This is a genomic window from candidate division KSB1 bacterium (assembly GCA_034506335.1).
GTDB lineage: Bacteria > Zhuqueibacterota > Zhuqueibacteria > JANLFK01 > Oleimicrobiaceae > Oleimicrobium.
The window spans coordinates 1-12,508 of record JAPDPR010000008.1; the positions used below are offsets into that span (position 1 = coordinate 1).

Genomic DNA, 12,508 nt, shown 5'->3' on the forward strand with positions numbered 1-12,508 from the left:
GTAAGCCCGCGCACCTTGCATACGCGGAAAAAGCCCTCAATCTTTTCGTTGACCCCGCCGATGGGCTGAATCTCGCCCTTCTGATTCACCGACCCAGTCACCGCAATGTCCTGCCGCAAAGGAAGATCTGCCAGGCTGGAGAGCAGGGCATAGATCTCGGTGGACGACGCACTGTCGCCGTCTACGCCGCTGTAGTTCTGCTCAAAGCAGATGCTGGCGCTCATGCTTAGTGGCTTGTCCTGGGCGAACTTGCCGCGCAGGTAGCCGGCAAGGATGAGTACCCCTTTGTTGTGGGTCGGGCCGCTCATCTCCGCCTCGCGCTCGATGTTGATGATGCCTGCCCGCCCCATGGCCGTTTGCGCCGTGATACGGCATGGGTGGGCAAAAGCATAGTCCCCAAGGTCGATGATAGACAAGCCGTTCACCTGGCCCACTTTGCTCCCTTCAGTGTCGATAATGAGCGTGCCCTCGGCAATCATCTCGCGGATTTTGTCCTCGATCAGGCTCACGCGCTCGATCTTCTCCTCCAGGGCCTTATCCACATGCTTTGCGGTCACGACCTTCGCTTTGTCCTGAGTTGCCCAGTAGTGGGCCTCGCGCACCAGATCGGCGATGTAATTGAAACGGGTAGAGAGCTTGGTCTGCCGCCCTGCTAAGCGCACCCCGTACTCCACCACTGCCGCCACCGCCTCGCGGTCAAAGTGGAGGAGCTTCTCCTCCTCACAGATCTTGCGGATGAACGAGGCGTACTGCAGAACGTTCGGCTCGCCGCGCGGCATGACGCTGTCAAAGTCTGCCTTGACCTTGAAGATTTTCTTAAAGTCGTCGTCTTGATAGTACAGCACTTGGTAAATCCACGGGTCGCCGATCATGATGACTTTGACGTCAGTGGCAATCGGCTCCGGTTTCAGCGCGGAGGTGGTGAACATGAAGAACGGGTCAAAGCTCTGAATCTCCACCTGCCGATTGCGCAGGGTGCGCTTCAGCGCCTGCCACACCCCTGGCTCCACGAGCGCGTCCAGGGCGTTGATGACCAAGAAGCCACCATTGGCACGGAGGAAAGAACCGGCTTTGATCTTGGTGAAATCGGCGCGCCACATGCCGCGGCTATCCATCACGCGTTCGATGGTGCCAAACAGATTTTTGTAGGTGGGTGTACTTTCGAAGATGACTGGCGCGCCCTTGGTGTCGGCATTGTCCACAATGAGGTTCACCTGGTAGTCCAAGAAGGGATCAGCCTCCGGCGGTCCGCCTTCTCTGCTTCCCTCGCCTTCTGCCCTGCCGCGGAACAGGTCCAGACGTTCGAGGATACTCTCTTGGACGTCGTCCAGGTAGCGCTGGACTTTCTCATCCCGGTATTTTTCTTTCAAATCGGCGATAAGAGGCCCGACCAGCTCGCGCGCAAACTGGGTGTCCAGCTCGCTGAGCTTCTGGCGTAGGGTTGCCTGCGTCTTGCGCAACTCTTTGAGCACCCCGGGCAGCTCTTTCAGTAGCTCTGGGTATTTTTCCTTGAGGCGTGCTGCCGTTTCGGCAGGGAGTCGTTGTTGGCTCACAAGGGCATCCAGCTGTTCCATGGGCACTGGGGAGCCTTCGATGATCGGGACCAGATCCGGTTTGGTCATGGGGCCCACCTGCACTTGGATGACGGCGAACCCCTCTTTGCTCACGCGCTCTTCAAATGCCGCCACCACCTTCCGCTCTTGCTCACTGTAAGTGTCCACAAGACGTTGCCGACGCTGCGCGTATTGGTCGCTTTCGAAGAGCTGCGGAATCTGGCGGCGCAGGGCAGCGACGGCGTCGGCCATGTCTTTGCGAAAAGCCCTCCCTCTTCCCGCCGGGAGGCTAATGGCCAGAGGAGAATCTGGGTTCTTAAAGTTGTTCACGTACAGCTTGTCGTCCGGAATCCGCTCGCCGCGCCGTCCGGCAAGCAAGTGGCGCACCGTAGTGGTTCGACCTGTGCCAGCCTGACCGGTGACGAAGATATTGTAGCCGACGCTGTTGATCTCAAGACCCATGCGCAGGGCCCGGACAGCCCTGTCTTGGCCCAAGATCTTCTCCGCCATGCTCACCTCCGCCGTAGAGGCAAACGGCAGGCTTGCCGGGTCGCATCGCCAGCGGAGGCGCTCGGCCGGCACTTCCTCAAAAACTGGCTTTGTCATCGGTTACTCCGTTAGCTCCATCTCTTATGAAAGAAACAAAGCCTTCTGGGGGCCTAGTTTAACGCAAGTCCGTGGATCGTCAAATGCCTGGGAAAATGAGACCGACCTATTGCACCCTTACCATCGCGGCAAATACGACTTTGATCCTTTGTTCCTTGATCTTCCAGCCCTCGGGCACTTCGGCGAACACATTGCGCCCGGTGTAGCTGCTTAAGCCGAAATCGACTGACAGATCGAAGCTCACCAATGACGACTGGACGCCAAGTCCACCGCACAGAGCAATGCCCGATATCGGGTCGCCCCAATGCTCAGGTTCTTGCGCAGCGAACTGGTATTCGGCGCGGGGGTCAGTGTGGAAGCCAAGGCGCACGGGCAGAAGCCACTCGCGGATGGGAAAGAGGTACTCAAACCCCACGTGCACGCTGTGAGCGTCTGGAAGACGCAGGCGGGGCACCCAGCCGACCGTATCGAACGCGGCCTCGGACCAGGGGGCCCAGCGGAAATCCAGCGCGATGCACATTCGCCCCCACGGTCGGAAGGAAGTGCCCAGGGCAAAAAACAACGGGACCTTAAGGTTCAAATCATTGAGTACACTGTCACGTGCCGAGGCCGTGAAGCTGGGGTGCACAAAGGTCAGAGTATGAGGGAGCGATAGCTTGAGCCCCAAATCCAGCGACTTCCCGACTCTTGCTGTGGAGCCAATCTCCAAAGCCAGGCCAGAGAACTTGTTTTCCTGCCGCCACGACTTCTGCACTGTTTCCACGCCTTCGGTGGCGGTGCGTTCCGTCCATTCCACCTTCTGGCGTCCTGAGAGAAAATGGACGGTCAGTCCGACGGAGGTGCGGGTATTCAGCTCTGCGCCCACGGCGGCAGTGAGGGCATACAAGCCGCCATTAAGGGTCTGCTCAATGTCTCTGTAGTTCCTGATGGGGTATTCGCGGCCCACGATCCAGCGGAAGAGGGTCGAGCGGCCCAGGTCCAGGATGTTCGTGACCGCCAACGCCCCAATGACGCGTCGGCCGGAGGCGCTCAGAGGAAAGACCACACCGACGAACTCGGGCGTCAGATCCGAGCCCAGCGAGCTTTCCAGGGATACATCCTGTGGCAGCGGGCTGCGTGGTTGGGCCGAGAAGGAGCCAAAGGTGAAACGACCCGCCACGAGCGCTTGGGAGCCGGCGATCCGCGTAAGAGCCGCCGGGTTGACGGCAGCGGCCATCCCATCGTTGACCGCCGCCACGCCAGCGCTCCCCATGGCGGTGGCCCGTGCTCCGCTCCCCACGAGCGTGGGCGCAAAGTACCCGATATCAAAAGACTGCGCCGCGCACAGCTCCACCAACAACCCCATCGTGACAGGGCCCCATACGATATGTCGTCCAAGAAAACCCATGATTCCTTTGTCCGTGTTCTCTACGTGGTCAGCCCCTCACAGGCAGGGACAAGAGGCTATGCCTCACGAAACCGCACACAGGCGCCTATTCTGAAGCAAAGCTCATTACCGAATAGACTCTGTGCGGCTCGAGCTTTTGTCTTCCGTTGAGAAAAGAAAGCTCGATGAGGAACGAGACTCCCACGACGATGCCACCCAATCGCTCCACTAACCGTACCGCCGCTGCGGTTGTTCCCCCTGTGGCCAAGAGATCGTCGATGACCAGCACCCTCTGCCCGCGTGTGATCGCGTCCTTGTGCACCTCGATGGCGTCTGTTCCGTACTCGAGGGCGTACTCTTCGCGCACCACCTCCGCCGGGAGCTTGCCCGGCTTGCGTGCCGGGATGATGCCGACGCCCAGCTTGTAGGCTGCGGCGGCGGCAAAGATGAAGCCGCGCGCTTCCACTCCCAGGACGGCATCAATGGGTTCGTTGGCAAAAGGTGCAAGCATCGCATCCACTGCTTCGCGAAAGGCGTCCCCATGCTTGATCAAGGTGGTGATGTCCTTGAAACCTATCCCCTTTTTTGGAAAGTCCGGTACGGTGCGAATAAGCTCCGCAAGCGCCGCCATCTAAGTCTCCCTTCCAGTTTCGGAACCTTGTTCCTCCTCACACCCAGCCTCGTTGATTGCGTACTTGTGCTTGAGACGTGGCTTTTCCCCGCTTGTGCGAACGGCCACTGGGCTGGTCAATGGGACGAAATCAAACCTCTGGCCCCGCTGTGGTACTGCCAGAACTTTGTCCCCGCTGCATTGTGGGTCGCAGGCGACAAAAAGGGGCTATGCCGTCCATGCCTCAGAAGGCTATCTCGAAGTATGTAAACTCGCCGGTGTACTCCTCCCATTTGACCTGGACATCGCGGACACTGGAGAAGCGCGGCCCGACGGTGAGGGCTTTGATATATTCCTCGACCATACCGCGCTCCCCCTCCACTTCGCTCAGCACCGACCCGTCCCACTGGTTACGCACGTAGCCCACCAGGCCCAGGGCCTTGGCTTGCCGGTAAGCGTAATGGCGAAACCCCACGCCCTGCACCATGCCACGTACCACAATGACTGCCCGGACCTTCATCGTCTCTCTTGCCTCGAGACTGCGAGGGAAAAGGCTTTTTCCACTGCTTCGGCCGGGGTGCGCACCTGGTGCACCTGCGGGTCGATGGACCAGGTCTGCAGACCCACCACCGGCACGCCCAGCTTTAGGCAGAAAGCAATCTCCGACAATGTGCCGTAGCTGCCGTCAATGGCGATGGCAGCGTGTGCGGACTTGACAATGACCACGTTGCGCGCGTCGCCCAGGCCGGTAGCAAGGGCGATCTGCACGTAGGGGTTCGCGTCTGCTGGATCGTCTCCAGGCAGTATGCCTACGGTCACGCCACCCTCTTCTGCAGCGCCCCTGCAAGCTTCCTCCATGACTCCGGAGCGCCCGCCGCAGATGAGCACCCCGCCGCGTTGGGCGATGAGCCTCCCGACCTCATAGGCAAGCTGGCCGACCTCATGGCTGCACACCGCGCCGCCAAGCACGGCGATGGTGGGCTTTCGTGCGACGAAGCGCCTCATGGATAGATCCGGTACATCGTCCTGGGGAAGGGGATGGTCTCCCGGATGTGCGCCAAGCCACACACCCATGCCACCGTCCGTTCGATGCCGATCCCAAAGCCAGAATGGGGCACGCTCCCGTAACGGCGGAGGTCAAGGTACCACTCATACGGCTCCATGGGCAGGTTGTGCGCCTTGATTTTTTGCTCAAGGGTAGCAAGGTCGTCCTCGCGCTGTCCTCCGCCGATGATCTCGCCGTAGCCCTCCGGTGCTAAGACATCGACGCACAGCACCCTGCCGGGATGCTCGGGATCGTCCTTCATGTAGAATGCCTTGACCGCTGCCGGGTAGCGATGCACCATGACCGGGCGGTCAAACTGCTGGGAAAGGACCGTCTCGTCGGTGCCGCCGAGATCGTCACCCCGTCGGAAACCGGTGCCCGCCTTTTCTAACAGGTCAGCCGCCTGGTCGTAGCTGATGCGCGGAAAGGGTGGAGAAACCCGCTCTAGAGGGGTCACATCGCGTTCCAGCACCGCCAATTCTTCCCGGCGGTGGGACAAGACCGACTGCACGATGTGCACGATCAGCCCCTCGGCCAACTCCATGATATCGTTGAGGTCCGCGTAGGCCACTTCCGGTTCCAACATCCAGAATTCGGTGAGGTGTCGGCGGGTCTTGGATTTTTCCGCCCGAAATGTGGGGCCGAAACAGTACACCTTGCCGAAGGCCATGGCTCCGGCCTCCACGTACAGCTGTCCGCTTTGCGTCAGGTAGGCTTTCCCGCCGAAGTAGTCTGTTTCAAAAAGGGTAGTTGTCCCCTCCACCGAAGCAGGGGTGAAGATGGGTGCGTCCAGGAGCACAAAGCCTCGGTCGTCGAAGAACTGGCGGGCGGCTCGGATTATCTCGTGTCGCACGCGCAAGATGGCGTGCTGTTTGCGCGAACGTAGCCAGAGGTGACGGTGATCCATCAGGAACGTCGTCCCATGCTCCTTGGGGGTGATGGGGTAGTCCTGGGCAATGTGGACGATCTGCATGTCTTCCGCCAGGAGTTCATAGCCCCCAGGGGCTCGTCTGTCTTCTCGGACCTGCCCTCGCACCTTCAGGGAACTCTCCTGGGTGAGTTTCTCGGTGGCCTCGAATACGTGCTCCGGCACATCGGCCCGGGAGAAGACGCTTTGGATGATTCCTGTCCCGTCGCGCACCAGCAGAAAACGCAGCTTGCCGCTGGAGCGCATGTTGTAGAGCCATCCCCACACTTCCACCGTTTGACCCACGTATTGTGCGACGTCCGAGATGTAGACCCGTTGTGCCATGCGAGTTCTGCTCCTTGTCTGCAGTGCGATCGAGATTACTTGACCAGAAGGACCGGAATAGGGCTCTTGCGCATGAGCTGCACTGTCGTGCTGCCGAGAATGGCTTCGCGGATCCGCGAGTGGCCGTAGGCGCCCATGACGATGAGATCGTATCTATTCTTGGTGGCGAATTCGATGATGGCGGTCTCCGGTCTGCCAGAGAGGGTAGCGGAGTCCACTTGCGCATCGTAGGCTTGCAGGTAGTGCAACCCCTCCGCGCAGATACGCGCGCTCAAGTCGCGGTCGTCAGAAACATTGACGACAGTGACCTGGGCTGGCAGGCGCTCGGCGAAGAAACCGGCCATCTGCAGGGCGCGATTGGCGTGTTCGCTCCCGTCATAGGCGGCCACCACACGCCGGATCTCGCGGAAACGCTGCTGCACAATCATGATCGGCTTGCTCACGTGACGGGTGACCGGCTCCAAAGTGGCACCCAGCATGCTGGTTGCCCAGCGCGCGTACTCGCCACGGTTGCCCATGACAATTAGATCCGCCAGGTTGGCGCGCTCGCAGATGATCTCGACCGGTGACCCACCGACCGTCTCCGCCTCAAAAGGGATCCCTTCGCTTTGCAGGGCGTGCGCGCATTTGTCCAAGACCGCCTGCGCCTTCTTTTCCAGCAGCTTTCGCGATTCCTCCTGATAGCCGGGTGCAGGGAGTACTGGCACAAAACCGTCGGCTCCCACCGACAGCACCCACTCGAAGATGCGCACGTCCACCACCGACAGAACGCGCACACGCGCGGAAAAGCGTCGCGCCATGGCAATGCCGTGCTTCAGCACCGAATTGGTATACTCGGAGCCGTCAACAGGCAAAAGGATGCGCTTGACCATGCTCTGTCCCTCTCTCGCTTAGCCCCATGCTTCCACTTTGGCGTCCCTGGTCATCAGGTCCTCCAGGGCTGCGCGTGGATTTTTCCCTTCAAAAAGGATGCGGTATACCTCAGTGGTGATGGGCATCTCCACGTTGTGGCGCAGACTTAGCTGGTAGGCGGAGCTCGTCGTCCGCACCCCTTCGGCCACCATTACCATGTCACTGAGCACCTGCTGGAGCGTGCGCCCTTTGCCGATCTGTTCGCCCAGATAGCGATTGCGGCTGTACTTGCTCATGCAGGTGACGATCAGGTCGCCCATGCCGGTGAGGCCGGCAAAGGTCAATGGGTTCGCCCCCAGTTTGACGCCCAGGCGGACGATCTCCACCAGGCCACGGGGTTGGAGCGCCGCCTTCGTATTGTCGCCAAAGCCTGCGCCGTCGCAAATGCCCGCGGCGATCGCAATCACGTTCTTCAGCGCCCCACCCAGTTCGACGCCAATCACGTCACTCCCAGTGTACACGCGAAAAGTCCTGTTCATGAAAACTTGTTGGGCCACACGGGCGCTCTCCGCACATGAGCTGGCGCACACCACCGCCGTGGGAATGCCCCTGCTCACCTCTTCGGCATGACTGGGCCCGGACAGTGCCACCACGCGTTCTTCCGCAAGGCCCGGAATCTCTTGAAGCAGCACCTCCGTCATGCGCAGGAGGGTATCGTTTTCAATCCCCTTGGTGGCGCTCACTACCAGAGCCGACTTTATCGCCTGCACCGAACACAACTGGCGAGCCACTTGGCGCATCGTGTGTGAAGGGACAGCCACCACGATAAGCTCGGCGTCCTCTGCCGCCGCCTGCAAGTCGGCGGTGATATGGATCTCCGGCGGGATGGGCACGCCCGGGAGCAAGTGCCGATTCTCGCGCTCGGTGGCCAGCAGTTTCGCCACCTCTGGGCGAAACTCCCACATGCGCACCTCGTGCCCGTTTCCGTGCAGGAGGATCGCCAACGCCGTGCCCCATCCTCCGGCGCCGATTACAGCCACTTTCAACGGCCGAACCACTCTGCTACTCACCGGTCCTCACGCAACTTCGCCGATGATGTAGGCCGCAAAGCCTGCCGCAGATGCCTTTTCGATGCAAATGCTCGCGGCCTCCGGTGCGACCACCAGCACTTCCCCGATGCCGAGGTTGAACACGCGGCGCATCTCGGCATCCTCGACCTTTCCTAGGCGCTGGATAAGGCGGAAAATGGGCGGCACCTCCCAGGCCTGCCAGTCGATGCGCAGTGAGCGGCCGGCAGGCAACAGGCGGCTGGTGTTACCCACGATTCCACCGCCCGTAATGTGGGCAATGCCGTGCAAGCCAGGCAGGCTTCGTACCTGCTGCACCAGGGTTTGATAGGAGCGGTGCACGCGGAGCAGCTCCTCTCCCAAAGTACACCCCAATTCGTGCACGTGTTCGGTCAGCTTTATGCCGGCCAATTCCAACAGGACCTTCCGCGCCAGCGAATAGCCATTGGTGTGTAGTCCATTGGAGCCAATGCCCACCAGCACGTCTCCGGCTTTGATAGTGTGGCCATCGATGATTTGTTCCTTTTCCACAACCCCGACAATCGCGCCAGCAAGGTCGAAGTCATCAGGGTGGTAGACACCCGGCATCTCGGCAGTCTCGCCCCCGATGAGTGCGCACCCAGCTTGGCGGCAGGCGCGGGCCATGCCTTCCACGACCTTTTCCACCACCTCCGGCTTCAGCTTCCCTGTGGCCAAGTAGTCCAGGAAGAAAAGCGGGTCGGCTCCGCTGGTCATCACGTCATTGACGGAGTGATTCACTAGGTCCTCGCCAACGGTGTCGTACACCCCCAGCGCGCAGGCCACCTTCACTTTGGTCCCCACTCCGTCGATGCTTGATACCAGGACCGGACGGCGACAGCGTCCCGAGTCGAGTTCATAGAAACCGCCGAACAGCCCGATGTCGCGCAGCACAGAGGGGCCGTAGGTGGCGCGCGCCATGGCCTTGATGCGCTCCACACTTTCGTCACCCGCAGCGATGCTTACGCCTGCGGCCTCGTAGGTCAGACCTGCCTGGCTATTCACCTGGTGCTTCGATGTTTTCTCGTGTTCAAGTACCATTCACGTACCTTGGCAAAGAATTCCAATGACAAGGGTTGCCGATAGTCCGGATAGGTCCACTCCAACGGCTCGAAATGGCCGTGCCGATAGCGGAGGTGGAGGTCACCGTAGATGCCTCGCCCCAAGTAGATGCGGTGGCCATAGTCCTTGGTAGTCGCCAGCACCACTTTCGCAGACTCCAAGTAGCCGGGGTCGAGATTGACATTTCGCTTCCCTGCAGTTGCAAGCTCTTGCTCCATGGCATTGGTGCAAAGTTTTGCCTCCACCAAATCCTCGGGCCGGATGAGCTCGGCAAAACTCACAAAGTACTTGCGGAGCGAGGTGCCCATCTCGTCCTCGTAGTACGTGGTGAAATCGAAAGGGTAGTGCTCAGACTCAAGCACAATTTTACCAAATCGCTCCTGCAAAAGCCTCCGCGCCAACGCTTCCTTCCCTGAAGCGTTGTACGTGACCGCGCAGATCAGGCACACAGGATCTGATTTCCCAGGCGCTCCCACGAGTCACCACCGCCACTGGCTTGATCGGAGCTTACGCCAAGACGCATAACCGCGACGCATTCGAATATCACAAAAATCTGCTTGAATGTCAAGGGGAAAATGTGCACCGGCCGCGCGATGTGATAATGTGCGCGTGCGCTCGCGCGAGTGGGATGAGCGGATCCTCTTGAGAAAAAAACTTTCGGGCCACGGCCCTCCATCGCCGCACTCATAATTGGAAGAAGCTCGAGCGGGAAAGTGGGAGAACAGTTCGTAGGAACAAGGCACGGCATTGCAACGCCACATGCTGGCTTTCTCGTCCATGCGAGTCTAGGCCCGCGAGTTGCGATAGGTCAGGGGATTCGCTCAGGTGTTTCTGATCGATGGTGCGCCTCGGGGCAGATCCAGGACGCAAGCGAGATCGGAAATCGTCCTAGTGTCCGCAACTCACCGAAGGGGAGGGCTCTCGGCTTACCGCCGGCGCGCTGACGCCCCGTGGTTTAGTCCCGAGGTTCGGAGTTGATTGGCAGCCCTTTCATCATTCCCACTGGACCTGCAGCCACAACCGGGTCCACATGAGCAGTGCAAGAATTGGTTGCCGACCCACAGATCGCCCCCAAAAAAATTGTATGCGACTGGCCCACTTTTGTCGTAATATAGACACGAAAAGATGGAACTGTGTCGCTTTGCTAGCCTGACGCGGTGGTCTGGCGGGTTGGCCAACTGCTGGCGCGGGTAAACTGGCGGAAGGCAGTTACGGCCAAGCTCTCGAAAAAGCGGGTGTTGCGATGAGAAATTGTGCCTGGGCGATTGTGCTTTTCTACCTTGCTATCAGCGGTCTGCTCCCCACCTATGCGCTGGCACAAGATTTACCATGTGTCGAGTTGAACCTGCACGCAGTAGGCGACAGCCTCTCGGTGGCCACTGACCCGGCCCTCGTTCGGGTGCGGGCCCACCGGCCTCCTGCCACCCTCGATGCGTTGTGTGTATCAGCTGCCAAAGAAGGCTACTACCGTATCCTCACCGGCGTCCTCTACTCCCAAGGCCAGACGAACGAGTCCTATTTCCTTCAGGTCAGATATCCTGACAGCACCTTTGCGCCCGTGTGTGACCCGAATGCCGGGCCTTATCGGGTGGTCGCTGACACTTCCGCCCTCGCGTTCAGTGCCACGCGCGATGCAGGGCAGTTCTACCTCCGACAAGGGCAAAACGTGATCGTGCTGAACCATTATCTTCTTATCCAAGATCAGTATCCCCAGTTTTTGAACCCCCCTGGCGAGCGCATCACCGGCGCCAAGCCAGAAAGTGTCCATATCTTCAGGTTTGTGTTCGTCTACCTGGGCGCCTGTACCCTGCCTTGTGACGTCGGGTTGGTCAAGCGGGCAAGCGAGGACACGGTTCTTGCCGGAGGGCGGCTTCAGTTTGAGTTGTTCGCCCAGAACAACGGACCCCACACAGCCAGACGCATCAATCTTTGGGAACACTTTCCACCCGAACTTGCGCAGGTGCACTGTAGCCCGACCCCAGATTCTACGGCGGGGCTGATGGCCGTTTGGCGACTCGATTCGCTCGAGGTGGGTCAGACTTTCCACATCACCGTTGTGGGGATGGTGGCCGACACCCTCGAGGATTCCGTAGTGGTCGTTACCAACCGCGGTATTGTAGTTGCCATCAACGATACCAGTGCTTCCAACGACACCGCAGAGGTGGCGGTAGTGGCTATCCAGCCCGCGGAAGAACTGCCGTGCGACCTGGCGCTTCGTAAGGTAGCGGATGTTGACACGGTAGTGGCCGGGCAGGTAGTTACCTACACCCTGTCTCTCACTAATGTCGGCCCAGGGCCGGCGAGGGAGTGCGTGCTACAAGATACGCTCCCTCCACTTGTGGTACCGGTATCGTTTGTTCCCGAACCCGAGAGTTTTCTTCACGGGGTGGCAGTCTGGCGTTTTGCAGAAATCGCTGCCGGACAGGAAACGACGGTACTCGTGTCGGCGCGGGTGAGTGCACCTTTGTTGGAACTGCCCGCGCTCGTGGTTAACCGTGCTCACGTACATGTAGCCTCGGACACGAACCGGACAAACGATGTGGCCGAAGTAGTAACCGTGGTGGTGCCTCACCCTTGCGAGGTGTGGGTGAGCAAGGCGGCGGAGGTGGACACGGTGGAAGCGGGCAGCGTGTTTGCGTACCGGCTTGCCGTAGGCAACGAGGGGCCTGGGCCGGCCTATCGGATTGCGGTAGTGGACACGTTGCCGGTGCACGTGGCGGTGACAGAGTTTGGGATGCGCCCGGATTCAGTTGAGGGGCGCGTGGTGTGGTGGTGGATTGACTCCTTGGGTGTGGGGGAGCGGAGGGAGTGGGCGGTATGGGTTCGGGTGGACTCGTTGAGCAGCGGCCAGATGCGGAATGTGGTGGTGGTGAATGCGGCTGGGGATTTGGTGCCTGGGGATGACGAGGCAGAAAAGGCGGTGATAGTTCGTCCTCGTCCGGTACGGCCGGTGGTTTGTGACGTGCGGATGGTGAAGCGTGCTGATCGGGACAGTGTGTGGGCAGGGGGTAGGATTGGGTACGAGCTTGAGGTGAGCAATCTGGGTCCTGGGGTAGCGCGGCAGGTGGTGGTGGTGG

General features: G+C 60.0%; 11 protein-coding genes. 1 reads left to right on the top strand and 10 read right to left on the bottom strand.

The genetic code is table 11. From position 1 onward, the window contains the following. The 10 genes from ONB25_04230 to ONB25_04275 form a co-directional block, all read right to left on the bottom strand. On the bottom strand, nucleotides 1–2,159 hold a 2,159-nt coding region (locus tag ONB25_04230), incomplete at its 3' end, for an AAA family ATPase (GenBank protein MDZ7392099.1). Nucleotides 2,160–2,265: 106 nt separating this feature from the next. After that, nucleotides 2,266–3,546: a hypothetical protein gene (locus tag ONB25_04235; GenBank protein MDZ7392100.1), complete on the bottom strand. Its 1,281-nt coding sequence runs from the start codon at nucleotides 3,544–3,546 to the stop codon at nucleotides 2,266–2,268. Between the two features lie 85 nt (nucleotides 3,547–3,631). Then, nucleotides 3,632–4,156, bottom strand: a complete 525-nt coding sequence (locus tag ONB25_04240) for an adenine phosphoribosyltransferase (GenBank protein MDZ7392101.1) — start codon at nucleotides 4,154–4,156, stop codon at nucleotides 3,632–3,634. Nucleotides 4,157–4,379: 223 nt separating this feature from the next. Beyond that, nucleotides 4,380–4,655: an acylphosphatase gene (locus ONB25_04245; GenBank protein MDZ7392102.1), complete on the bottom strand. Its 276-nt coding sequence runs from the start codon at nucleotides 4,653–4,655 to the stop codon at nucleotides 4,380–4,382. Then, on the bottom strand, nucleotides 4,652–5,140 hold the full coding sequence (locus ONB25_04250; protein ID MDZ7392103.1) for a TIGR00725 family protein: 489 nt from the start codon (nucleotides 5,138–5,140) through the stop codon (nucleotides 4,652–4,654). The genes ONB25_04245 and ONB25_04250 overlap by 4 nt, the downstream gene beginning before the upstream one ends. Further along, nucleotides 5,137–6,432 (bottom strand): asparagine--tRNA ligase, encoded by a 1,296-nt coding sequence (asnS, locus tag ONB25_04255; GenBank protein MDZ7392104.1) that lies wholly within the window; start codon nucleotides 6,430–6,432, stop codon nucleotides 5,137–5,139. Before asnS ends, ONB25_04250 begins: the two co-directional genes overlap by 4 nt. 35 nt (nucleotides 6,433–6,467) lie before the next feature. Beyond that, complete coding sequence (locus tag ONB25_04260) at nucleotides 6,468–7,304, bottom strand: universal stress protein (protein MDZ7392105.1); 837 nt, start codon at nucleotides 7,302–7,304, stop codon at nucleotides 6,468–6,470. 18 nt (nucleotides 7,305–7,322) lie between these two features. Then, nucleotides 7,323–8,330, bottom strand: coding sequence for an NAD(P)H-dependent glycerol-3-phosphate dehydrogenase (locus tag ONB25_04265; protein ID MDZ7392106.1), 1,008 nt, complete (start codon nucleotides 8,328–8,330; stop codon nucleotides 7,323–7,325). 30 nt (nucleotides 8,331–8,360) lie between these two features. Then, nucleotides 8,361–9,374, bottom strand: a complete 1,014-nt coding sequence (gene purM / locus ONB25_04270) for a phosphoribosylformylglycinamidine cyclo-ligase (GenBank protein ID MDZ7392107.1) — start codon at nucleotides 9,372–9,374, stop codon at nucleotides 8,361–8,363. Further along, complete coding sequence (locus ONB25_04275; GenBank protein MDZ7392108.1) at nucleotides 9,371–9,880, bottom strand: DUF4416 family protein; 510 nt, start codon at nucleotides 9,878–9,880, stop codon at nucleotides 9,371–9,373. The genes purM and ONB25_04275 overlap by 4 nt, the downstream gene beginning before the upstream one ends. Nucleotides 9,881–10,674: 794 nt before the next feature. On the opposite strand from ONB25_04275, the gene ONB25_04280 reads away from it, so the two are divergent. Then, on the top strand, nucleotides 10,675–12,508 hold a 1,834-nt coding region (locus ONB25_04280), incomplete at its 3' end, for a DUF11 domain-containing protein (protein MDZ7392109.1).

Excerpts from the sequence above, each read along its gene's own strand:
- asnS (MDZ7392104.1), bottom strand. The coding sequence starts at position 6,432 with ATGGCACAACGGGTCTACATCTCGGACGTCGCACAATACGTGGGTCAA.
- ONB25_04250 (MDZ7392103.1), bottom strand. The coding sequence starts at position 5,140 with ATGAGGCGCTTCGTCGCACGAAAGCCCACCATCGCCGTGCTTGGCGGC.
- ONB25_04245 (MDZ7392102.1), bottom strand. The coding sequence starts at position 4,655 with ATGAAGGTCCGGGCAGTCATTGTGGTACGTGGCATGGTGCAGGGCGTG.
- ONB25_04240 (MDZ7392101.1), bottom strand. The coding sequence starts at position 4,156 with ATGGCGGCGCTTGCGGAGCTTATTCGCACCGTACCGGACTTTCCAAAA.
- ONB25_04235 (MDZ7392100.1), bottom strand. The coding sequence starts at position 3,546 with ATGGGTTTTCTTGGACGACATATCGTATGGGGCCCTGTCACGATGGGG.
- ONB25_04260 (MDZ7392105.1), bottom strand. The coding sequence starts at position 7,304 with ATGGTCAAGCGCATCCTTTTGCCTGTTGACGGCTCCGAGTATACCAAT.